General features: G+C 71.1%; 13 protein-coding genes and 1 pseudogene. 10 read left to right on the top strand and 4 right to left on the bottom strand.

The window, feature by feature from the left end; all coding sequences use genetic code 11:
* Positions 1 to 79 precede the first annotated feature (79 nt).
* Positions 80 to 1,753 carry a PucR family transcriptional regulator gene (locus V8690_RS31265; protein ID WP_338783441.1) on the top strand — a complete coding sequence of 558 codons (1,674 nt, stop codon included), beginning with the start codon at positions 80 to 82 and terminating at the stop codon, positions 1,751 to 1,753.
* A 122-nt stretch (positions 1,754 to 1,875) separates the two neighbouring features.
* Positions 1,876 to 3,320, top strand: a pseudogene (locus V8690_RS31270) (aldehyde dehydrogenase family protein).
* A gap of 97 nt (positions 3,321 to 3,417) precedes the next feature.
* Here the strand turns inward: V8690_RS31270 and V8690_RS31275 are convergent.
* Entirely contained in the window at positions 3,418 to 6,252 is a 2,835-nt protein-coding gene (locus V8690_RS31275; protein WP_338783442.1) for a glycoside hydrolase family 3 C-terminal domain-containing protein, read from the bottom strand.
* A 371-nt stretch (positions 6,253 to 6,623) separates the two neighbouring features.
* On the opposite strand from V8690_RS31275, the gene V8690_RS31280 reads away from it, so the two are divergent.
* The 7 genes from V8690_RS31280 (at position 6,624) to V8690_RS31310 (ending at position 17,569) form a co-directional block, all read left to right on the top strand.
* Complete coding sequence (locus V8690_RS31280; RefSeq protein WP_338783443.1) at positions 6,624 to 8,315, top strand: extracellular solute-binding protein; 1,692 nt, start codon at positions 6,624 to 6,626, stop codon at positions 8,313 to 8,315.
* 26 nt (positions 8,316 to 8,341) lie between these two features.
* Positions 8,342 to 9,376 (top strand): ABC transporter permease subunit, encoded by a 1,035-nt coding sequence (locus V8690_RS31285; RefSeq protein WP_184988875.1) that lies wholly within the window; start codon positions 8,342 to 8,344, stop codon positions 9,374 to 9,376.
* A complete protein-coding gene (locus V8690_RS31290; RefSeq protein WP_338783444.1) occupies positions 9,373 to 10,308 on the top strand; it encodes a carbohydrate ABC transporter permease in 936 nt (311 codons plus the stop codon). Before V8690_RS31285 ends, V8690_RS31290 begins: the two co-directional genes overlap by 4 nt.
* A 132-nt stretch (positions 10,309 to 10,440) precedes the next feature.
* Entirely contained in the window at positions 10,441 to 12,651 is a 2,211-nt protein-coding gene (locus V8690_RS31295; RefSeq protein WP_338783445.1) for a 1,4-beta-glucanase, read from the top strand.
* Positions 12,651 to 14,630 (top strand): beta-galactosidase, encoded by a 1,980-nt coding sequence (locus V8690_RS31300; RefSeq protein ID WP_338783446.1) that lies wholly within the window; start codon positions 12,651 to 12,653, stop codon positions 14,628 to 14,630. Before V8690_RS31295 ends, V8690_RS31300 begins: the two co-directional genes overlap by 1 nt.
* Complete coding sequence (locus V8690_RS31305; protein ID WP_338783447.1) at positions 14,627 to 16,819, top strand: glycoside hydrolase N-terminal domain-containing protein; 2,193 nt, start codon at positions 14,627 to 14,629, stop codon at positions 16,817 to 16,819. Before V8690_RS31300 ends, V8690_RS31305 begins: the two co-directional genes overlap by 4 nt.
* A 36-nt stretch (positions 16,820 to 16,855) precedes the next feature.
* Positions 16,856 to 17,569, top strand: a complete 714-nt coding sequence (locus tag V8690_RS31310) for a hypothetical protein (RefSeq protein ID WP_338783448.1) — start codon at positions 16,856 to 16,858, stop codon at positions 17,567 to 17,569.
* Between the two features lie 34 nt (positions 17,570 to 17,603).
* Here V8690_RS31310 and V8690_RS31315 read toward each other — a convergent pair whose 3' ends face one another.
* The 3 genes from V8690_RS31315 to V8690_RS31325 form a co-directional block, all read right to left on the bottom strand.
* Positions 17,604 to 18,791, bottom strand: coding sequence for a sulfotransferase (locus V8690_RS31315; protein ID WP_338783449.1), 1,188 nt, complete (start codon positions 18,789 to 18,791; stop codon positions 17,604 to 17,606).
* A gap of 111 nt (positions 18,792 to 18,902) precedes the next feature.
* Positions 18,903 to 20,945 (bottom strand): glycoside hydrolase family 31 protein, encoded by a 2,043-nt coding sequence (locus tag V8690_RS31320; RefSeq protein ID WP_338783451.1) that lies wholly within the window; start codon positions 20,943 to 20,945, stop codon positions 18,903 to 18,905.
* Positions 20,946 to 21,047: 102 nt separating this feature from the next.
* On the bottom strand, positions 21,048 to 22,064 hold the full coding sequence (locus tag V8690_RS31325) for a LacI family DNA-binding transcriptional regulator (RefSeq protein WP_338783452.1): 1,017 nt from the start codon (positions 22,062 to 22,064) through the stop codon (positions 21,048 to 21,050).
* Between the two features lie 345 nt (positions 22,065 to 22,409).
* Here V8690_RS31325 and V8690_RS31330 point away from each other — a divergent pair, with 345 nt between their 5' ends.
* Complete coding sequence (locus V8690_RS31330) at positions 22,410 to 24,350, top strand: acyl-CoA dehydrogenase family protein (protein WP_338783453.1); 1,941 nt, start codon at positions 22,410 to 22,412, stop codon at positions 24,348 to 24,350.
* The last annotated feature ends 59 nt before the right edge of the window (positions 24,351 to 24,409 follow it).

Below are 24,409 nucleotides of genomic sequence, written 5' to 3' on the forward strand. Positions count from 1 at the left end.
GAATCGGCACAGGTCGTTCATACCTGGCGACCAAAAGAGCACAGAGATCACACAGTCCTGACGCAGACCTGAAGGCCTCATGCCCCCGACGCTCGCCTCGCTCGTCCACCACTCCGCGCTGAAACTCACCGTGCGGGCGGGCGAAGACGGCCTCGACGTGCCGGTCCGCTGGGCGCACGTCAGCGAGCTCGCCGACCCCGTCCCCTACATGGAGGGCGGGGAACTGCTGCTGATCACCGCGCTCAAACTGGACGCCGAGGACCCGGAGGCCATGCGCCGCTACGTACGGCGGCTGGTCGGGGCCGGCGTGGTCGGGCTCGGCTTCGCCGTCGGCGTCAACTACGAGGAGATCCCCAAGGCGCTCGTCGACGCGGCCGAGGAGGAGGGCCTGCCGCTGCTGGAGGTGCCGCGCCGCACGCCGTTCCTCGCCATCAGCAAGGCCGTGTCCGCCGCGATCGCCGCCGACCAGTACCGGGCCGTCACGGCCGGGTTCGCCGCCCAGCGCGAGCTGACCAGGCAGGCGCAGACGGGCGGTCCGGAGGGGCTGCTGGCCGCGCTGGCCTCGCAGGTCGACGGATGGGCCGCGCTGTACGACGCCTCCGGCGCCGTCGTCGCCACGGCACCGGAGTGGGCCGGGCGGCGGGCCGCGCGGCTCACCGGCGACATACAGCGGCTGCGGGAACGGCCCGCGCCCGCCTCGTCGGTGGTCGGCGGACCGGAGCACGAGGACCGGGTCGAACTGCACACCATCGGCACGGGCCGGCGCCCCCGCGCGGCCCTCGCCGTGGGCACGGCCGCCGCCCTCGGCACCGCCGAGCGCTACGCCGTCCACTCGGCCATCGCACTGCTGACCCTGACCACGGAGCGCTCCCGGTCCCTCCAGGCCGCCGAGCAGCGGATCGGCGCGGCGGTGCTGCGCATGCTGCTGGCCGGGGAGCCGGACCACGCGCGAGCGGTCGCCGGGGACCTCTACGGCGGGCTGCTGGACGCGCCGTTCCGGATGCTGGTCGCGGAGCGGGTGCCGGTGTCGGCCTCGGCCGCGCTGGCCCGTGCCGAGGCCGGGGCGGGCGCCCCGGCCGTCGAGCGGCCGTCGGCCGCCGCGCTCGCCGCGGCCGACACCAACGGCGACCCCCTCGCGGCGCTCGCCGACGTCATGGAGTCCGCCGCGGCCCGGGCCGGCGAGGCCGTCCTCGTCGTGCCGGAGGGGGAACGGCTGGTGGTGCTGGCCGCGGACGGCGGCGCCGCCGCCGCGGCCTGCGGGGAGTACGCGGCCGCCCTGGAGACGGCCCGGGCCGGCGTAGGCGAGAAGGTGGCGGGCGGCGAGGAGGACGAGCTGGTCGTGGGGCTGTCGGCGCCGGCCGGGCCCATCGCCGCCTCCGCCGCGTACAAGCAGGCCGAGCAGGCGCTGTCGGTGGCGCGGCGGCGCGGGCGCGTCCTCGTGGAGCACGAGCAGATGGCGGCCGGATCCGTGCTGCCGCTGCTGGCGGACGACGCGGTACGGGCCTTCGCCGACGGGATGCTGCGGCCGCTGTACGAGCACGACGCCACGGGCCGCGGCGACCTCGTGGCCTCCCTGCGCGCCTGGCTGTCCCGGCACGGCCAGTGGGACGCGGCGGCGGCCGATCTCGGCGTCCACCGCCACACCCTCCGCTACCGCATGCGGCGGGTCGAGGAGATCCTCGGCCGCTCCCTGGACGACGCCGACGCCCGTATGGAGCTCTGGCTGGCCCTCAAGGCGACCAGCTCCGAGTAGCCAGACCGTAGTGTCCCCGCCTCCTATTGCTACGCCCCGGACAAACGCCGTTCGGTCACCCCGCGCCTACCGTTGATCCCGAAGCACAGGACCACCCCCAACGCCGAAGGGCCGGAACCCACATGACCTCCACCCACGCCTTCTGGCTCGCCGGCCGTCAGGCCACCGGCGAGGACACCTTCGACGTCACCTCCCCGTGGGACGGGCGGCTCGTCGGCAAGGTGAGCGTGCCGACGGACGCGCAGGTCGAGGAGGCCGTGGCCGCCGCGTACACCGTGCGGGACGAGTTCGCCGCCACCCCCGCCCATGTCCGCGCCGCCGCCCTCGACCACGTCAGCAAGCGCCTCGCCGAGCGCACCGAGGAGATCGCGCGGCTGATCTCCGCCGAGAACGGCAAGCCGCTCAAGTGGGCGCGCGGCGAGGTCGGCCGGGCCGTGTCCGTCTTCCGCTTCGCGGCCGAGGAGGCCCGGCGGTTCAACGGCGGCGAGGCCCAGCGCCTCGACACCGACCTCGGCGGCCAGGGCCGGCTCGCCCTCACCCGCCGCTTCCCGAAGGGCGTCGTACTGGGCATCGCACCCTTCAACTTCCCGCTCAACCTCTGCGCCCACAAGGTCGCCCCGGCCATCGCCGCCGGTGCCCCGATCATCCTCAAGCCGGCCCGGCCACCCCGCTGTCCGGCCTGATCATCGGCGACCTGCTGGCCGAGACCGACCTGCCCGCGGGCTCCTGGAGCATCCTGCCGGTCGCCAACGACAAGATGCCCGCCCTCGTGCAGGACGAGCGCCTGCCCGTGATCTCCTTCACCGGCTCCGAGAAGGTCGGCTACGCGATCATGGACTCGGTGCCGCGCAAGCACTGCACCCTGGAGCTGGGCGGCAACGGCGCGGCCGTCGTCCTCGCCGACTGGACGAGCGACGAGGACCTGGACCGGGCGGCGAACCGCATCGCCACCTTCTCCAACTACCAGGGCGGGCAGTCCTGCATCTCCGTCCAGCGGGTCATCGCGGACGCCTCCGTGTACGACCGGCTGCTGCCGCGCATCGTCGCCGCCGTCGAGGCCCAGGTCACCGGCGACCCGAGCGACGACGCGACCGACGTCGGGCCGCTGGTCAGCGAGGACGCCGCCAAGCGCGTCGAGACCTGGGTGCGGGAAGCGGTCGACGCCGGTGCCCGGCTGCTCACCGGCGGCAAGCGCGACGGCGCCTCGTACGCGCCGACCGTGCTGGCCGACGTTCCGGCCGGTGTCACCCTCTCCTGCGAGGAGGTCTTCGGGCCGGTCCTCACCGTGCAGAAGGTGAGCGGCGAGGCCGAGGCCTTCGCCGCCGTCAACGACTCCAAGTACGGCCTCCAGGCGGGCGTCTTCACCCACGACCTCCAGACCGCCTTCCGGGCCCACCGCGCCCTGGAGGTCGGCGGCGTGGTCGTCGGCGACGTGCCGTCCTACCGCGCCGACCAGATGCCGTACGGCGGCGTCAAGCAGTCCGGCGTGGGCCGTGAGGGCGTGCGGTTCGCGATGGAGGACTACACGTACGAGCGCGTGATGGTGCTGACCGGAATCAACCTCTAGCTCATGGGAACCATTTTCATATAGGCTGTGCGAAGAGGCCCGGCACCGATGCCTTCCGGTGCCGGGCCCCTTCTCTGCGCCGGCCTGCTCCGGACCCTCAACCGGAGAAGCCGACGTGCGCGAGCCGCAGCGGGCCGCGCAGTCTGAGGTGCACGTCGTGCACGCCCGCGGCGGCGACGGACGCGCCGAGCGAGACGTAGTCGTACGGGCCCGCCGTGGGGGTGCCGGGCGACAGCACCGCGAGCGCAGGGCCGCCGTCGAGGGACAGCTCGACCGTGCCCTCGCCGGCCACCTCCACCGTCACCTCTTCGATGCCGCGCCCGAAGTCGCAGCGCCGGTAGACGACTTCGCCCGTCGCCCCGTCCGCCGGCGTCACCGCGTCGCCCGACACCTTCGTACGGTCGACGATCTCGATGCCGCTGTGCTCGTCGAAGCCGGCCGCGGCCAGACCGCCCGCGACGACCGGGCGCGGAAGGGCGGGCTCGCCGTCCAGCGTGACGGCCGTCCGCAGCCGGACGTCCTCGCTGGAGGCCCCGGCCAGCAGCTCGTACGCGCCCGGCTCCAGACGCCACCGGTCCTGGGCAACGTCCCAGAACGCGAAGGCGGACAACGGCACCTGGAAACCCACCTCCGCCGTCGCCCCGGGGGCGAGGGTGACGCGGCGGTGGTCCAGCAGCTCGCGGCGCGGACGCGGCACGGACGGGTCGACGGCCCGGGTGTAGAGCTGGGCGACCTCGTCGGCGGTGACGTCACCGGTGTTGGTGACCGTGAAAGAGACGTGCACCGACCCGTCCGCGACCCGGGCCGTCAGGCCGTCGTACGAGAACGACGTGTACGACAGACCGTGCCCGAAGGGGAACAGGGGCGTGCCCTCGAAGTACAGGTACGTCTGCCGGCTGCCGATCACGTCGTAGTCGAGGAGGCCGGGCAGGTCGGCGTCGCCGGCGTACCAGGTCTGCGGGAGGCGGCCGGCGGGGGAGACGTCGCCGGCCAGCACACGGGCCAGGGCGGTGCCGGCCGCTTGGCCGCCGTGCGCGGTCCACAGCACGGCCGGGAGATCTGCCGGGTCGATCGCGTACGGGTAGGCGGAGACCAGCGCCAGCACGGTCGCCGGGTTCGCCGCGCGGGCGGCCCGCAGCAGCCGCTCCTGGTGACCGGGCAGCCGCAGGGTCGTACGGTCCTCGGTCTCGCGGCCGTTGATGTGCGGGTCGTTGCCCGCCACCACCACGACCACGTCGGCCTGCGCGGCGGCCCGCGCCACCGCCTCCTCGCCGCGCTCGGTGACGACCAGCTCGAACACCTCGGGATCTTCGTCGGCAACCTTCACGCCGTCGGCGGAGACACACACGTGGCGACCCGTTCCCAGGTGCTTCAGGAGGTGCCCGTTCTCGTGCGGTTCCAGGCGGAACGTCTCCTGGACGATCCAGCCCCCCGGCTGGTCGGCGGAGGCGCGGACGCGGCCGTCGTCGGCGACCGAGAGGTAGCGGCCGTCGGGCGCGCGCAGGGTCAGCACGCCCTCGCCCCAGTCGACCAGCGCGAGCTCCGTGCCGGTCGCGTCGGTGGTGAGCGGGGGCAGGTCGGTGCGGCCCGCGAGCAGCGCCGGGTCGAGGGCGCCCTCGGCGCCGCGCACCTCGTCGTCGGCGTCCGCCTCGGGGACGTGCAGGAAGGTTCCGGCCGAGGCCTTCAGCCGGACCCGGTCCACGCCCTCCGCGAACTCCACCCGCTCCGCGCCGAACCGCTCGTACAGGCCCTCCAGCGGGGTCGAGCGGTGGATGAGCGTGCCGCTGTACCAGTCGAGCTTGCACTCGTCGGCGAGCAGACCGACCACCGCGACCCGGGTGTCCGGGGCGAGCGGCAGCAGGCCGTCGTTCTTGAGCAGCACGACGGCCTGCTCGGCGGCCTCCTGCGCGAGGGCGCGGTGGGCCGGGGAGTCGAACTCGCTGGTCGCGTTGTGCGGGTCGTACTCCGGGTCGAACTCGCCGAGCCGGAAGCGGACCGAGAGCTGCCGTCGGACGGCCGTGTCGACGTCGGCCTCGGTGAGCAGCCCGCGTTCCAGGGCGCCGCGCAGGCGTCCGATCATCTGCGAGGAGTCCGTGCCATGGTCCGTGAAGCTGTCGACGCCCGCCACGAGGGAGGCCGCGGTGGCCTCCTCGTGCGTGTCGAAGTAGTGCTCGGAATCGACCAGGTTGCTCGGCGCGCCCGCGTCCGAGCAGACCAGCAGGTCCTCCTCGGTCCAGGCGCGCAGCTGCTCGCCCAGGTAGGGGGAGACGTGGTTGGGGCGGCCGTTGACCAGGTTGTACGCCGGCATCACGCCGGCCACCGCACCCGCCTCGACGGTCTCGCGGAAGGCGCGCAGGTCGTATTCGTGCAGCACGCGCGGGCGCACGGAGCTCGACGTCGTGGACCGGTCCGTCTCGTTGTTGTGTGCGAGCCAGTGCTTCAGCACGGGGGCGGTGCGCCAGTAGGTCGGGTGGTCGCCGCGCAGGCCGTGCGTGTAGGCGGTGGCGATCGTCGAGGTGAGCTTCGGGTCCTCCGAGTAGCCCTCCTCGTTGCGGCCCCACAGGGGGTGGCGCAGCAGGTTGACCGTCGGGGCCCAGACGTTGAGGCCGACCCGGTCGTCCTTGGCGCGCATCGCCCGGACCTCCCTGGACACCGCGTCGCCGACGCGCCGCACCAGCTCCGGGTTCCAGGTGGCGCCGAGGCCGACCGCCTGCGGGAACACCGTCGCCGGGCCCATCCACGCCACGCCGTGCAGCGCCTCCTGGCCGGTGCGGAAGGCGGCGATGCCGAGCCGTTCCACGGCGGGCGCGAACTGGTGCAGGAAGGCGATCTTCTCCGCCGGCGTGAGCCGCGACAGGAGGTCGTCGATCCGCTTCGCGAACGGAAGGCGCGGATCGCGGAACGGCGGGCTGGGCGGCGTGTGTGCGGTCACGTGGGTTTCCCTCTGGGATGGAGCGGCAAGGCCCTTTCGAAGCGCTTCGATGCTCATTCGACGTGGGGGTGGGTGTCAAGACACCCCGGTGCAACAACTCGCGACATTCGGCGGCATTCCAAGCGGCATACGACTCAGGTCGCGATCGTGCATACCTCGGAGGAATCTTGGAATCGCCCCTTGTGCACCCCTGGGTGTTCACTTAACCTCGCAGCAACATCGAAGCGCTTCGACTGTGAAGTCCGCCACCCAATGGTGCGCCATCCTCGTCACGCGTCGGAGTATCGCTTCGGCTCAGCCAGTTCCACTCGAGACACCGCAGCCGACGGCCCACCGCCGGGTGTCCTGGTGCGCCATGAAGGGTTGACGCAATGACGCCGAACGCCGCCTCCGCCTCCTCCGGACCGAGCCGGAGAAGTTTCCTCGCCTCCACGGCGGTCGCCACCGCAGCGGTGGCGGGGGGAGTGCCGTTGCTCGCCGCCTGCGGGGGGTCGGACAACGGGTCGCGCGACGGCACCACCTCGGGCAAGGACGCCAAGAAGATCCTGCCGGCCTTCGTGGCCAGCAACGTGGTGAAGCCGGACATCCCGGCCAAGAACGGCTCGGCGATCGGTTTCACCAGCAAGCTCGACCTGGCCACTTTGAAAACCTCGGTCTCGAAGAAGCTAGGCAAGGGTGGCAAGGTCACCATCATGTCGCCGTTCTGGGGCTCCCCGCCTCAGCAGAACAACGCCTACTACAGGGCGATGAACGACCTGATAGGCGTCGACGTCGTCTGGCAGAACCAGGACGGCAACACCTACGACCAGAAGCTCGGCGCCGTCCTCGCCTCCAGCGACATCCCGGATGTGGTGGTCGTCCCCGGCTGGAACATGAACGGCAAGATCCCAAGCGCCATCATCAGCAAGTTCGCCGACCTTGGCCCGTACCTGTCCGGGGACGCGGTCAAGGAGTACCCGAACCTCGCCGCGATCCCTACGGACGCCTGGCAGCGTTCCATCTTCGGCGGGAAACTGCGCGGCCTGCCGCAGCCCGCCCCGTACGTCACCGGCATCGTGCCGCTGTACCGCAAGGACATCTTCGACAAGGAGGGATACGAGATCCCCCGGTCGGCGGACGAGTTCATGGCCCTGGCCAAGGAGATCACCAACGCCAAGGCCAAGCGGTGGGCCTGCCTCGACATGAAGTGGACCGCCTTCCAGAACTTCGGGGTGCTCTCGGGCAGCGAGAAGCCGCTGTGGTGGAACCTCGTCGACGGCAAGCTGATCTGCCGCATCGAGACCGAGGAGTACCTCGAGGCCCTGGAGTGGACCCGCAAGCTCTTCGCCGCCGGAGTCGTGCACCCCGACTCCGAGTTGGGCAAGAACGCCCCCGACCCCGGCCCTAAGTTTGCCGCCGGCGAGTTCCTGATCTACCCCAACAACATCACCCAGTGGTGGAGCCGCACGAGCGAACAGGCTACCCAGAACCCGGAGTTCAAGATCTGGGGCATGGACATCTGGGGCCACGACGGCGGCAACCCACGCCTCTGGGCCGAACAGCCGGCCGGCATCTTCGCCTTCATCAACAAGAAGGCCTCCGAGTCGGTCATCCGTGACGTGCTGGCCGTCGCCAACGTCACCGCCGCGCCGTACGGCACCAGGGAGTACATGATGACCAACTACGGCGTCGAGGGCACCCACTACTCCGTCAAGGACGGCGTCCCCGTCAAGACCGACAAGGGCAACAACGAGGTGATGAACGCCTACGTGATGGTCGCGAGCCCTGCGGCGACTCTCGCCCACCCCGACTTCCCGGACGTCGCCAAGGGCCAAGTCGAGTGGCAGCAGCGGATGGGCGCCTTCACCAAGAAGTCCTCCTTCTGGGGCATGCAGATCACCGAGCCTGGCCGCTACACCAACCTCGGCAACGACTTCGAGCAGCTCGAGGACGACATCACCCGCGGCCGCAAGAAGATCAGCGACATGCAGCAGGCCGTCTCCGACTGGAAGAGCAAGGGCGGCGACAAGCTGCGCGACTGGTACATGAAGATCCTCGATGAGAACGGCTCCGCGTCCAACTGACCGAGTACCGAGGCAAGGAGACGGCCGTGTCCCACAGCACGGTGCCTCGGAGCAGGGCCGAGGCCGACATGACGGAGAAGACCCCGGTGGCGTCCGGCGGCGCCACCGGTTCACCGGAGAAGCGACCCTCGGGGAAACTGAGCCTGTGGCTCAGGTTCAGACGCGACCGCGTCCTGCTCCTGATGACCCTGCCGGCCGTCGTGCTGGTCCTGGTCTTCAACTACCTGCCGATCCTCGGCAACGTCGTCGCCTTCCAGGACTACGACCCCTACATCAGCGACAACGGCATCGTCTCCATGCTGAACAGCCCCTTCGTGGGCATGGAGAACTTCCAGCGGATCTTCGAGGACTCGGCGTTCTGGAACGCCCTCCAGAACACGCTGGTGCTGTTCTCCCTCCAGCTCGTGCTGTTCTTCCCGATCCCGATCCTGCTCGCGCTGCTCATCAACAGCGTGGTCAGGCCCCGGGTGCGGGCGGTGGCACAGGCCGTTCTCTACCTGCCGCACTTCTTCTCCTGGGTGCTGGTCATCGCCGTCTTCCAGCAAATCTTCGGCGGCGCGGGCATCCTCTCCCAGCTGCTGCGGCAGCACGATTACAACGGCCTCAACATCATGACCGACCCGAACACCTTCCCCCTCCTGATCACCGCGCAGAGCGTGTGGAAGGACGCCGGGTGGGGGATCATCGTCTTCCTCGCCGCACTGGCCTCGGTCAGCCCGGACCTGTACGAGGCCGCCGCGATGGACGGCGCCGGCCGCTGGCGCCGCATGTGGCATGTCACGCTGCCCGCGCTGCGCCCGGTGATCGCCTTGCTGCTGGTCCTGCGGGTCGGCGACGCCCTCACCGTCGGTTTCGAACAGATCCTGCTGCAACGCGACGCCGTCGGACCGGGCGCGGCCGAGGTCCTCGACACCTTCGTGTGGTGGAACGGCGTGCGCAACCAGGACTTCGGCTACGCGGCCGCCGCCGGACTCATCAAGGGCGTGATCAGCATCGGCCTGGTCCTCGCCGCGAACAAGGTGGCCCATCTTATGGGCGAGCAGGGGGTGTACAAGAAGTGAGCGCCGTCATCGACAAGCCGGTGAAGGAACCTGGCTGGTGGGAGGCGCCGCCCCGGCCGGCCTGGGAGGAGGCGCCCTCCAGGGCCGGTCTCGCCGGCAAGGGTCTCGCCCTGTCGCTGGCCTGCCTGGCGATTCTCTTCCCGCTGTGGATCGTGGTCGTCACCAGCCTGTCCTCACGCAAGACCATCGACGAGGCCGGCGGCCTGGTGATGGTGCCCAAGGACATCACCTTCATCGCCTACAAGGAACTGCTCAGCGGCGGCCAGGTCACCCGCGCGGCGATCATCAGCGTCCTCGTCACCCTGGTCGGCACGCTGTTCTCGATGACGGTGTCCGTCCTGTGTGCCTACGGCCTGTCCCGCAGCGGCTCCCTCGGCCACCGCTGGATCCTGATGATGCTGCTGGCGACCATGTTCTTCAGCGCCGGTCTCATCCCGACCTACCTTCTGGTGCAGTCCCTCGGCCTGACCGACAGCTATCTGGCGCTGATCCTGCCGAGTGCCCTAAGCGTCTTCAACATCCTCGTGCTGCGCGGCTTCTTCATGGGGATCTCGCAGGAGCTCATCGACAGTGCGCGGATCGACGGGGCCGGGGACTTCCGGATCCTGTGGCAGATCGTCATGCCGTTGTCGCGTGCGGTGCTCGCCGTCATCACGCTGTTCTACGCCGTCGGGTACTGGAGCGCCTGGTTCAACGCCTCCCTGTACCTGAACGACCAGGACATGATGCCGTTGCAGAACGTCATGATCCAGCTGGTGCAGAAGCAGGAAGCACCGGTGGGGTTGGGCCAGGCCATCAAGACCGGGCAGCTGTCGGGCCTGGCCGTGCAGATGGCCGTCATGGTGATGGCCCTCCTGCCGGTCGCCGTCCTGTCGCCCTTCGTCCAGAAGCACTTCAAGAAGGGCATGCTCACGGGGGCCGTCAAGGGGTGATGCCCCTTGTGTGAGTTCTCGCCGTAGGGCTGTTCGTCGTGTGTTGGCTGCGGCTGCGTTGTGGTTGTTCGCGCAGTTCCCCGCGCCCCTAAGTGCCTTAACTTCTCCCCTTTGTAAGAACTGAGGTATGTCATGCGCACGTTTCCCCTCAGCAGACGCGCAGTGCTCGCCGGGACCGCTGCCGCCGCTGCGGTCGCCACCCTTCCGGTCCTCCAGGGGCGTGCGCAGGCCGCCGTCCCCGCCGCAGGCGGCGCCTACCGCTGGCGCAACGCCGTCCAGGGCGGCACCGGATTCGTCACCGGCGTCCTCTTCCACCCCACCGTCCGCGGCCTCGCCTACGCCCGCACCGACATCGGCGGCGCCTACCGCTGGGACGACCGGACCGACCGGTGGATCCCGCTGACCGACCACATCGGCTGGGACGACTGGAACCTGCTCGGCGTCGAGGCCATGGCCGTCGACCCGGCCCACCCGAACCGGCTGTACCTCGCCCTGGGCACGTACGCGCAGTCCTGGGCCGGCAACGGGGCCGTGCTGCGCTCCGAGGACCGCGGCGCGACCTGGAAGCGCACCGACCTCACCGTGAAGCTCGGGGCCAACGAGGACGGGCGCGGCTGCGGCGAGCGGCTGCTCGTCGACCCGCGCGACAGCGACACCCTCTGGCTGGGCACCCGGCACGACGGGCTGCTCAAGTCGACCGACCGGGGCGCCACCTGGAAGGCCGTGAGCTTCCCGGCCACCCCCAGCGCCACCGGCCAGGGCATCACCCTCCTCGTCGCCGCGGGCCGCAGCGTCTACGCCGGCTGGGGCGACTCCGACGGCACCTCCGCGAACCTCTACAGAACCGCCGACGGCACGACCTGGAAGGCCGTCCCCGGGCAGCCCGCCGGTACCGCAGCCAAGGTCCCGGTCCGGGCCGCGTACGACCGGCACACGTGCGAGCTGTACGTGACGTACGCCAACGCTCCCGGCCCGAACGGGCAGTCCGACGGCAGCGTGCACAAGCTGCGTACGACGACCGGGAAGTGGACCGAGGTCACCCCGGTGAAGCCGGGCGGAACCACGGCCGACGGCTCCACCGACTCCTTCGGCTATGGCGGTGTGGCCGTCGACGCCCGCCGCCCCGGCACGGTCGTCGTCTCCACCAACAACCGCTGGGCCGAGATCGACACCGTCTTCCGTTCCACCGACGGCGGCCGCACCTGGACGTCCCTGAAGGACAGGGCCGTCTTCGACGTCTCCGAGACGCCGTACCTCAAGTGGGGTGGCGACGATCCCAAGTTCGGCTGGTGGATCCAGGCCGTCGGCCTCGACCCGTTCGACTCCGAGCACATCGTCTACGGCACCGGCGCGACCCTCTACGGCACCCGCGACCTCAGGAACTGGGCCCCGCAGATCCGCGGCCTGGAGGAGGCGTCCATCCGGCAGCTGATCTCCCCTCCGGCCGGGGAGGCGCACCTGATCAGCGGGTCCGGGGACATCGGCGTCATGTACCACGAGCGGCTCACGGCGTCCCCCTCGCGCGGCATGGCGTCGAACCCGGTGTTCGGCACGTCGACGGGACTCGCGCTGGCCGCTGCCAAGCCGTCGTACGTCGTGCGGGCCGGCTGGGGCGACCACGGCAACGGCGCCTGGTCGAACGACGGCGGCAAGACCTGGGAGCCCTTCAAGGCGCAGCCCGCCATCGCCAAGGACGCGCCCGGGCCGATCGCCACGAACGCCGACGGCAGCGTGCTGCTGTGGTCCTTCGCGCACTGGGACGGCACCACGTACCCGGCCCACCGCTCGGCGGACAACGGCGCCACCTGGACCGAGGTCACCTCCTACCCGAAGGGCGCCGCCCCGGTCGCGGACCCGGTCGATCCGAAGCGCTTCTACGCCTTCGACACAGCCACCGGCACGCTCCACGCCAGCACCGACGGCGGCATGACCTTCACCGCCCGGGCCACCGGCCTGAACTCGGGAGACACCGAGTTCCGGCTCGTCGCGGCCCCGGGCCGCTCCGGCGACCTGTGGCTGAGCCTGAAGTGGAACGGGCTGTACCGCTCCACCGACGGCGGTGCGACCTTCACCAAGGTCGGCAGCTGCTGGGCGTCGTACACGCTCGGCTTCGGCAAGGCCGCCGAGGGCGCCTCCTACCCGGCGGTCTACATGGTCGGCTCCACCGAGACCATCACCGCCGTCTACCGCTCCGACGACGAGGCGAAGACCTGGACGCGGATCAACGACGACCAGCACCAGTGGGGCTGGATCGGCGCGGCCATCACCGGCGACCCGCGCGTCTACGGCCGGGTCTACATCGCCACCAACGGGCGGGGAGTGCAGTACGGGGAGCCCGCCTGATGACCGGGAGGAAACAGCCCGGTCTGAGCGATGCCACCCGGGGGCGTCTCCTCTTCGGCGGGGACTACAACCCGGAGCAGTGGCCGGAGGAGACCTGGCACGAGGACGTCCGGCTGATGAAGGACGCCGGCGTCAACTCCGTCACCCTCGGGGTGTTCTCGTGGTCGAAGCTGGAACCGGGGCCCGGTGCGCGGGAGTTCGGCTGGCTGGACACCCTGATGGACCTGATGCACGAGAACGGCATCGGTGTCGTCCTCGCCACCCCCACCTCCTCGCCCCCGCCCTGGATGGGCCGGCTGCACCCCGACACCCTGCCCGTCACCGAGGACGGCCGCACCGAGTGGTGGGGCGGCCGCCAGCACTTCTCGCACTCCAGCGCCACCTACCGGCGTTACGCCGCCGCCATCACCGAGGACCTGGCCGCCCGCTACGGCGGCCACCCGGCCCTGACGATGTGGCACATCAACAACGAGTACTGCACCTTCGACTACGGCGACGAGGCCGCGGCCGCCTTCCGCCGCTGGCTGCGCGAGAAGTACGGCACCCTCGACGTCCTCAACGAGGCCTGGGGCACCGCCTTCTGGAGCCAGGGCTACGACTGCTGGGACGGCATCCTGCCGCCCCGCCTGCCGCACTACATGCGCAACCCCGCCCAGGTCCTGGACTTCAGGCGCTTCACCTCCGACATGCTCCTGGAGTGTTACACCGCCGAGCGGGACATCGTCCGGCGTCACACCCCGCACATCCCGGTCACCAGCAACTTCATGCCGCTGTGGTTCGGGCAGGACGCGTGGCGCTGGGCGGGGGAGGAGGACGTCGTCTCCGTCGACCTCTACCCGGACCCGCGCGATCCGCTCGGCGCCCAGAACGGCGCACTCGTCCAGGACATGACCCGCTCCCAGGCGCGCGGCCCGTGGATGCTCATGGAGCAGGCGGCCGGGCCGGTCAACTGGCGGGGTGTGAACCACCCGAAGCCGCGTGGCCTCAACCGGCTGTGGTCCCTCCAGGCCGTCGCCCGGGGTGCCGACGCCGTCTGCTACTTCCAGTGGCGGCAGTCCCGGCAGGGCGCGGAGAAGTTCCACTCCGGCATGGTCAGCCACGCGGGGGAGGAGGGCCGTACGTACCAGGAGGTCAAGCAGCTCGGCGCGGACCTGGCGAAGATCGCCCCCCAGGTGGCCGGCCGGCACATCACCGCGAACATCGCGGTCCTGCACGACTGGAACGCCTGGTGGGCAGGCGCCCAGGACGGCCGCCTGTCCAGCCAGGTGGACTACCCGGACGTCCTGCGCGCCTGGCACCGGGCCCTCTGGCAGGCCCACCTCGCAACCGACCTCGCCCACCCCGAGCACGATCTGACGCCGTACTCGGTGGCCGTCGTGCCCCAGCTGTACGCGCTCACCGACGCGGCGATCGACAACCTCCTCGCCTACGTCCGCGGCGGCGGCACCCTCGTCTGCGGCTTCCTGACCGGCGTCGCCGACGAGGATGACCGCGTGCGCCCCGGCGGCATGGACGCCCGGCTGAGGGAGCTGTTCGGCATCCGCACGCTGCACGAGTGGTGGCCGCTGGACGCGGGGGAGACCGTCGCCTGCGAGGGCTTCCGGGGCACGCTGTGGTCCGAGGAGATCGAGCCCGCCGACCCCGACGACACGACTTGCTACAAGGGCGGCGAACTGGACGGCATGCCCGCCGTCCTGCGCAAGGGCCGGGCCTGGTACCTCTCCACGCTCCCCGAGCCCGGGGCCCTGCGCGAGCTGCTGGCCCGGATCGCCGTCGACGCGGGCGTCCGGCCGGTGCTCGACGGCCTCCCCGAGCAGGTCGAGGCCGTCCTGCGGGGCGAGGTGCTGTTCGTGCTCAACCACGGCCGCGAGCCGGTGACCGTCGAGGTCCCCGGCACCCACCACGACCTGCTGACGGGGACGGCCGTCACCGACCGGGTCACCCTCGGCCGCTACGGGGCGGCGGTGCTGCGGCCATGACCGACTCCGCACCCGTCCACGGCACGTGGGAGCCGCACCCGGCCGCTCGCTGGGAGGACGGTTTCCTGAGCGGCAACGGCCGCCATGGCACCCTTGTGTTCGGCGACCCGAACTACGAGCGGGTCGTCGTCACCCACCACACCCTGGTACGGCCGGGCGGCAGGGACCCCCGGCCGCCGCAGCTCGCCGCCGGCCTCCCCGCCCTCCAGGACCGCCTCCTGGCGGGCGACACGACAGCGGCCGAGAGCTTCACGGACGGACGGCCGCACCAGTGGGTGCAGCCCTTCCACCCCGCCTTCCAGGTCCGGTTGCGCCGACCGCCGGGCGACTGCCCCGACCACCGGCGCGACGTCGACTTCACCACCGGTGTCGTACGGGCGGCCTGCACCGGCTGGACCAGCCGCGTCTTCGTCTCCCGCGCCGACGACGTGATCGTCCAGCAGGTCACCGGGCCCGGCCTCACCCTCGACGTCGACCTGGACCACCGGCTGCCCGGCGCCCCCGCCGGACTGGGCGTCGGCCACGGAGCCGTCCTGACCCCCGAGGGTGCCCTGCTGAGCCTGCGGGCCCGCTACCCGGACAGCGACCTGGCCGTCACCGGCGTCACCCTGCTCGCCGTCACCGGCGGCACGTGGACCCTCACGCCCCCCGGCGTGCACGTCGAGGGAGCCCGCTCCGTCCTGCTCCTCACCCGGGTGCACCGGCACACCGGCGAACTGGACGTGGTCGAGGAGGGCCGTGCCCTGCGCGACCTGCTCACCGGGTACGACGTGCTCCTCGACCGCCATGCCGCCCTGCACCGAACCGCCTACGAGCGCGTCACCCTCGACCTGGCCGCCGACCCCGCCGAACGCGCCCTGCCGGGCTCCGAGTTGCTGAAGCGTCCCCGCAGCGCCGCCCTGCTGGAGCGCCTGTTCGCGGCCGGCCGCTACCACCTGCTGTCCGCGAGCGGCCTTTTCCCGCCCCGCCTGACCGGACTGTGGACGGGCGACTGGAACACGGCCTGGTCGGGAGCGTTCACCAACGACGCCAACCTCAACCTCCAGACCGCGTCGGCCGCTGCCGCCGCCCTCCCCGAGGTCACCGAGGCCCACGCGAACCTGATCCACCGCCAGCTGCCCGACTGGCGCGACAACGCCCGCGCCGTCTTCGGCACCCGGGGCGCCGTCGCACCCGGCCACACCGACGGCGAGTCCGGCCACTCGTACCACTTCAACCGCGAGTACCCGCTGCACCTGTGGACCGCCGGCGCCGACTGGCTGCTCAAACCGCTCGTCGACCACGACGAGACCCACGGCACCCGCGACCCGCACACCGCCGCCGCGCTCGCCGAAGTCGCCCTGTTCTACGAGGACTTCCTCACCCGCACGGACGAGGACGGCCGGCTCGTCGTCGTCCCCTCCTACTCGCCCGAGAACCGGCCCGCCAACGCGAGCTGGGGCACGATCAACGCGGCCATGGACCTCTCCGCGGCCCGCCACGCCCTGCGGACGGCCGCCGCCTACCACCCGGGCCGCGACGCCGACCGCTGGCGTACCCTCGCCGACCGGCTCCCACCGCACCGGATCAACGACGACGGAGCCCTGGCGGAATGGGCCTGGCCGGGCCTGGAGGACTCCTACGACCACCGCCACCTCAGCCACCTCTACGGCGTCTGGCCGCTCGACGAGATCACCCCCTACGACACCCCCGAGCTCGCGGCCGCCGCCCATCGCGCCCTCGAACTGCGCGGCGCCGAGAACGACTCCGCGCACGGCCACCTGCACCACGCGCTCATCGCGGCCCGGCTCAGGGACGGCGAGCGCGTCGCCCACGCTCTCGGCCAGGTCCTGGACGGCGACTTCTTCCACGCCTCCCTGATGAGCGCCCACTACCCCAAGCGCGACGTCTACAACGCCGACGCCGCGCACACCCTGCCCGCCGTGCTGATCGAGATGCTCGTGCAGTCGACCCCCCACCGGCTGGTCCTGCTGCCCGCGCTCCCGGCGGCGTACCCCAGCGGCGCACTGCGCGGTGTGCGTACGCGGTTCGGGGCCGAGATCGACCTCGCCTGGTCCCCGGACGGCGGGGCCACCGCCGTCCTCCGGCCGAGCCGTACCGTCCGCGTCGAACTCAGGACTTCCTCCGGTGCCGAGCCCCTCGACCTCGTCGCCGGAGAAGACCGCGTCCTCACCGTGAGGGCGCGGTAATCCCCCCGCATTTCCCCCACCCATGGAAGGGACACCATGGCAACACGCACACTGAGCCGGATCACCAAGGCACTGCTGGCCCCGGCCCTCGCGCTCGGCGCCACCGTCGGCCTCGCCTCCGCCCCCGCCTCCGCCGCCGTCTGGAACTCCTGCGACCAGTGGGGCAACACGAGCCTGAACGGCTACACGCTCTACAACAACATCTGGGGCTCCGGCGCCGGCAGCCAGTGCATCTGGGCCAACTCCGGGACCAACTGGGGTGTCTGGGCCAACCACCCCAACACCGGCGGCATCAAGTCCTACCCCAACTCCAAGAAGGTGATCAACAAGTCGATCACCTCCCTCTCCTCGCTCACCAGCAACTACAACGTCAGCGTCCCGTCGTCCGGCGCGTACAACACGTCGTACGACATCTGGGACACCGACTACGACTACGAGATCATGCTCTGGATGAACTACAACGGCGCCGTCGGCCCGATCGGCACCTCCCAGGGCAGCGTCACCCTCGGCGGCCACACGTGGAACGTCTACAAGGGCAGCAACGGCAACAACGAGGTCTTCTCGTTCCTGCGGACGTCCGACTCCAACTCCGGCAGCGTCAACATGCTGCCCATCCTGAAGTGGATCAAGGACACCAAGAAGTGGATGGGCAACGAGACCATCGGTGACGTGCAGTTCGGCTACGAGGTCACCTCGTCGTCCGGCGGCCTGAACTTCACCACCAACAACCTGACGGTCAGCAGCAGCTGATCCTGGGATCTCAGGGCCGGGGCCGGCCGTGCCGTCAGGCGCGGTCGACCTCGGCCCGCAGCGCGTTGTAGTCCGCGAACGCCGACTCGACCTCGGCGCGGGTCAGGCCGTAGCGGGACAGGTCGTAGGTGTGCTTGCGGGTGCCCTGGGGGCGGGCGACGGCCGCGGGGAGACGGGCCGCGTCGGCTTCGGTCCAGGGGGCGCCGACGGCCGCGTAGAGCTTCGGGGCACCGGTGGCGGGGTCGGACCCGAGCCAGGAGTACGGGGCGTCCACCAGCTGCTCCGTCGGGATGGCGGCCCGGGCCGCGAGACCGCGCGTCATGGCACGGCTCAGCAGGCCCAGCCAGGTGGTGCCGATGCCGGCCAGGTCGAGCGGGCGGGTGCTGACGGCCATGCCGTGCTCGATCAGCGAGCAGAACGACGCCACGACGGTGACCGGGTCGCGGTGGCACCACACGATCGTGGCGTCGGGGAAGACCGTGCGCAGCGCGTCCAGGTTCTCCAGGTGCATGGGGGACTTCAGCATCCAGCGCCGCCGCGGACGGCCGTACTGGAGCACCTGGTAGACCTGCTTGAGGTACCGGTAGTCGGCGACGAAGTCCCGCTCGCGGTGCCAGGCCAGGTACTCGGGGATACGGGCCTGGGAGAACGGCATCAGGGCGTGCGGGAGCGCGAACGTGCACTCCTCGGGGCCCTCGGCGGCCATCGCGTGGATGTCGCGGAAGCGCGGCGCGAAGAGGTTCGTGCCCTGCACCAGCCGGCGCCCGGCCGTGATCGCCTTGCGCCGCTGCCGGGGCGGCAACTCCAGGTCGGGCCCGAGCAGTTCCCACAGCAGGGGACACCGGTGCTCGTCCGAGATCGACAGCACGGAGTGCGTCACCGTGGTGGCGGTGCGCGGCAGCCCCACGACGAACACCGGCCGCTCGATCGGCTCCCGCTCGATCTCCGGACGCTCGGCGATCAGCCGCCGCACCCGGGCCCGGTTGGCGAGATGCCGCCTGACGTGCGCCTGCGCGGACTGCCAGCCGACCGGGGTGAGGTTCTCGGCCTTCGCCCACCACCCCAGCAGCGACCGGAAGCCGTCGACGAACTCCCGGTCTCCGGGCGCCTCACCGGCCTCCACCACGATGCGGTCGAAGATCCGGTCCGGGGTACGACGGGAGCCGAAGCCCGGCCGCAGCAACACATTGGCCAGCGTGAGGGCGAGCGGAGACGTGGACACGCAGGGAAACCTATCCTCTCGAACACGACTGCGGTGGACGGAAGTTGGCCGAGCAGGCGGAAGGGGTGGCCGGAAGACCTCCATCGATCCGGCCACCCCTTGCCGACACGGCTACTCCGCTACAGGCAGCCGCGCCCCGTCCCGCAGGAACAGCGGGATGCGGTCCAGCGGGGCGTCGACCGTCACGGACCGGCCGCCCTCGTACGTCTCACCCGTCCACGCGTCCGTCCACGTGGCCCCCGCCGGCAGGTACGCCGTCCGGGCGGTGGCGCCGGCGGTCAGCACCGGGGCGACCAGCAGGTCCGGGCCGAAGAGGTAGGAGTCGTCGACCGACCAGGTGGCCTGGTCGTCCGGGAACTCCAGGAACAGTGGCCGCATCACCGGCAGGCCCTCCTCGTGCGCCTCCCGCATGACCCGCAGGACATACGGCTTCAGGCGCTCACGCAGCCGCAGGTACTTCTCCAGGACGGCCCCCGCCTCCTCACCGTACGACCACACCTCGTTCGGGCCGCCGGTCATCTCCGGGCCCAGCGGCATGCCCGGGTCGCGGAAGCCGTGCAGGCGCATCAGCGGGGACAGCGCGCCGAACTGGAACCAGCGGACCATCACCTCCCGGTACGCCGGGTCGTCCGGATCGCCCCCGTGGAAGCCGCCGATGTCGGTGTTCCACCACGGGATGCCCGACAGCGCGGTGTTGAGGCCGGCCGCGATCTGGCGGCGCAGGGTCGGGAAGTCCGTGCCGATGTCCCCGGACCACAGGGCGGCGCCGTAGCGCTGACTGCCCGCCCAGGCCGAGCGGTTGAGGCTGATGACCTCCTCCTCGCCGGTGGCGACGAGGCCTTCGTAGAACGTGCGGGCGTTCTCGGCCGGGTAGATGTTGCCGACCTCCAGGCCGGGGCCCGCCCAGTAGCGCAGGTTTTCCTGGAAGCCCGGCTTCAGCTCCGGCTCGCAGGCGTCCAGCCAGAACGCCGTGATGCCGTACGGGTCGAGGTAGTTCTCCTTGACCTTCGACCACACGAACTCCCGGGCGTCCGGGTTGGTGGCGTCGTAGAAGGCCACCTGGACCGTGGAGGCGACCTCCTTGTCGGGCCAGTCGGCGTGGGCCATCGGGCCGTACTGGGTTCCGATGAAGTAGCCGCGCTGCTCCATGACCGGGTGGTTCTCGCTCAGCGGCGACACCGACGGCCAGACGCTCACCACCAGCTTGATGCCGAGCTCCTCCAGCTCCCGCACCATGGCCGCCGGGTCGGGCCACTCCTTCGGGTCGAACTTCCACTCGCCGAGGTGCGTCCAGTGGAAGAAGTCGCACACGATCGCGGAGATCGGCAGGCCCCGCCGCTTGTACTCCCGTGCCACCGCCATGAGTTCGTCCTGGGTGCGGTAGCGCAGCTTGCACTGCCAGAAGCCGGCCGCCCACTGAGGCAGCATCGGCGTCCGGCCGGTCACCGCGCTGTAGCGGCGCTGGGCGGCGGCCGGGTCGCCCGCCGTGATCCAGTAGTCGATCTGCCGGGCCGAGTCGGCGACCCACCGCGTGCCGTTGTGCGCGAGCTCCACGCGGCCGATCGCCGGGTTGTTCCACAGCAGGGTGTAGCCGCGGCTGGAGGTCAGCACCGGGATGCCGACCTCGGCGTTGCGCTGGACCAGGTCGAGGACCAGGCCCTTCTGGTCGAGGCGCCCGTGCTGGTGCTGGCCGAGGCCGTACAGCTTCTCGTCGTCGTAGGCGGCGAAGCGCTGCTCCAGGCGGTGGTGGCCGTTGCCGACGGCCGTGTAGAGGCGGGAGCCGGGCCACCAGAAGTGGGCGCGGTCCTCGGCGAGCAGCTCGGCGGAGTCCTCCGTCCGCAGGAAGCGGACCAGGCCCTCGGCGTTCACGTCGACGGTGAGCGCGCCGACGGTCAGCTGCCCGCGCCCCTGCTCGATCTTCACCGTGGACGGTGTCGCGGGGGCCTCGTCGAGGAGCGCGCCCGGGAGCCCTTCGAGCACCGGGCCGCCGAGCCGGGCCCGCACCCGGACCGCGTCCGGACCCCACGGCTCGATCCGTACGGTCTCCTGACGGCCGCTCCACTCCAGCGCGCCGCCCCGTTCGCGGAACGTGCCGACGGTGGGGGAGGACTGCGCCAGGCTCACCTGGGGCTGGGTTTCAGCAGGCTGATTCACGTGGCGGGCTCCTGTGCTCCTGGGGGAGTGCAGACAGAGGGTGCGGACATGGGGGTGCCCTCGCAGGAGGGCTGTGGCCGGCGAGCGGGAGGAGGGGGGTGCCTACGGCCGGGGGGTGGGCGCCGGACCCGTGCTGCCCCGGACCGTCAGCTCGGGCGCGATCAGCACGACCTCGTCGCTGCCGCGCCCCTCGAACTTGGCGACCAGGTGTTCCACGGCATGCCGGCCCATCTCCTGCGCGGGGATGGCGACCGACGTGAGCCGCACCGAGGCCTGGGTCGCGACCTGGTCGGGGCAGATCGCGACCACCGACACGTCCTCCGGCACGGCCCGGCCCTGCTGCCGCAGCAGCGCGAGCAGCGGCTCGACCGCCGACTCGTTCTGCACGATGATCCCCGTGGTCCCCGGGCGTTCGTCGAGGATCCGGGCGAGCGTCACGGCCATCGCGTCGTACCCGCCGTCGCACGGCCGGTGCAGCAGCCGCACGCCCAGCTCCCGGGAACGGGACCGCAGCCCGTCGAGGGTGCGCTCGGCGAAACCGGTGTGCCGCTCGTACACGGCCGGGGCCTCGCCGATGACAGCGATGTCCTGGTGCCCCTGCTTCGCCAGGTGCTCCACACACAGCGCGCCCGTCGCCCGGAAGTCCAGATCGACGCAGGTCAGCCCCGCGGTGTCGGCGGGCAGCCCGATCAATACGGACGGCTGGTCCGTCGCGCGCAGCAACGGCAGCCGCTCGTCGTCGAGCTCGACGTCCATCAGGATCATCCCGTCGGCGAGCCCGCTCCCGGCGACGCGGCGCACCGCGTCCGGGCCCTCCTCGCCGGTGAGCAGCAGCACGTCGTACCCGTGCGTCCGCGCGGCGGTCGCGACCGCGATGGCGATCTCCATCATCACGGGCACGTACATGTCCGTGCGCAGCGGGACCATCAGCGCGATGATGTTCGATTTACTGCTGGCCAGGGCACGGGCCCCGGCGTTCGGGTGGTACCCGAGCTCGCGGATGCTCCGCTCGACCCGCTGCCGGGTGGTCGCGGAGATGGACCGCTTGCCGCTGAGGACATAGCTCACCGTGCTCGCCGAGACTCCGGCGTGCTGGGCGACCTCGGCGAGGGTGACCATCCAGCTCTCCAAGCTTTGTGAAGCGCTTCGACAATGCGCGTTGCTGATATGCGGGGGTGAGGGTGGTTCGACAGTAGCTCCAGCGGGAGTACGTGTCCATAGGTCGTCGAAGCGCTTCGATACCGAATTCCAGAACGGCGAGCGAGAGGTGGGCCGTTCCCGGGGAGGCACCTTGATGCAACACCGTCGTCAAGCCCCCGACAAGTCCGGGAGCGTTCCGCCCCCTTCGGCTGAACGGACGCGCGAGGACTGGTGGGGGCGTCCGGTTTCGGGTACCAACGATCCAGTAGCACTGATCGGTAGCGTACGGTCCTCATTATCCCTATATGCGGCGAGGTGACCCTCATGTCCGCTTCCACCACTCCCTCTTCCCGTCCCGCCGTCACCGAGCGGGAGGCCCGAGAGGTGGCGGAGGCCGCCCGGGAACAGCACTGGCGCAAGCCCAGCTTCGCCAAGGAGCTGTTCCTCGGCCGCTTCCGGCTCGACCTCATCCACCCCCACCCCCTCCCGGCCGACGAGGCGGCCCAGCGCGGCGAGGAGTTCCTCGCCAAGCTCCGCGACTTCGTCGAGACGAAGGTCGACGCGGCCCTCATCGAGCGCGAGGCCCGCATTCCCGACGAGGTGATCGACGGGCTGAAGGAGCTCGGCGCCTTCGGCATGAAGATCGACACCAAGTACGGCGGTCTCGGCCTCACGCAGGTGTACTACAACAAGGCGCTGTCCCTGGTCGGCTCCGCCAGCCCCGCGATCGGCGTGCTGCTCTCCGCGCACCAGTCGATCGGCGTACCGCAGCCGCTCAAGCTCTTCGGCACGCAGGAACAGAAGGAGCGCTTCCTGCCGCGCTGCGCCCGCACCGACATCAGCGCCTTCCTGCTCACCGAGCCCGACGTCGGCTCCGACCCGGCCCGCCTCGCCACCACCGCCGTGCCCGACGGGGACGACTACGTCCTCGACGGCGTGAAGCTGTGGACCACCAACGGCGTTGTCGCCGACCTGCTGGTCGTCATGGCCCGGGTCCCGAGGAGCGAGGGCCACAAGGGCGGCATCACGGCCTTCGTCGTGGAGACCAACTCGCCCGGCGTCACCGTCGAGAACCGCAACGCCTTCATGGGCCTGCGGGGCATCGAGAACGGCGTCACCCGCTTCCACCAGGTCCGCGTCCCCGCCGCCCACCGCATCGGCGAGGAGGGCCAGGGCCTGAAGATCGCCCTGACCACGCTCAACACCGGACGCCTCTCCCTGCCCGCCTCCTGCGTCGCGGCCGGCAAGTGGTGCCTGAAGATCGCCCGGGAGTGGTCGGCGGCCCGCGAGCAGTGGGGCAAGCCCATCGCGCACCACGAGGCGGTCGGCTCCAAGATCTCCTTCATCGCGGCCACCACCTTCGCCCTGGAGGCCGTGACGGATTTGGCCTCACAGATGGCCGACGAGGACCGCAACGACATCCGCATCGAAGGCGCCCTCGCCAAGCTGTACGCCTCCGAGATGGCCTGGCTGATGGCCGACGAACTCGTCCAGATCCGCGGTGGGCGCGGATTCGAGACGGCCGAGTCCCTGCGGGCCCGCGGCGAGCGCGGCGTTCCCGCCGAGCAGGTGCTGCGCGACCTGCGCATCAACCGCATCTTCGAGGGCTCGACGGAGATCATGCATCTCCTCATCGCCCGCGAGGCCGTCGACGCCCACCTCTCGGTCGCCGGCGACCTCATCGACCCGGAGAAGTCCCTCGGGGACAAGGCGAAGGCCGGCGCCAACGCGGGCGCCTTCTACGCCAAGTGGCTCCCGAAACTGGTCGCGGGCCCGGGCCGGCTCCCGACCTCCTACGGCGAGTTCAGGCACGGCGTGGACCTCTCCGGACACCTGCGCTACGTCGAGCGCACCGCCCGCAAGCTCGCCCGCTCCACCTTCTACGCCATGTCCCGCTGGCAGGGCCGGATGGAGTCCAAGCAGGGCTTCCTCGGCCGGATCGTCGACATCGGCGCCGAACTGTTCGCCATGAGCGCGGCCTGCGTACGGGCCGAACTCCTGCGCAGCCAGGGCGACCACGGCCGCGAGGCCTACCAGCTCGCCGACATCTTCTGCCGCCAGTCCCGGATCCGGATCGAGGAGCTCTTCAACCGCCTGTGGACCAACACCGACGACCTCGACCGCAAGGTCGTCAAGGGCGTCCTGTCGGGCACGTACGAGTGGCTGGAGCGCGGCATCGTAGACCCGTCGGGCGAGGGGCCGTGGATCGCGGACGCGACACCGGGGCCGTCCCAGACGGAGAACGTCCACCGGCCGATCCGCTGAACATCCACCCCAGGGGCGCGAGCCAGTGCGGCACGCGCCCCCGGGAGTGGGGACGCGCT

Origin of the sequence: Streptomyces sp. DG1A-41, from assembly GCF_037055355.1 — a bacterium.
Classification (GTDB): Bacteria; Actinomycetota; Actinomycetes; order Streptomycetales; family Streptomycetaceae; genus Streptomyces.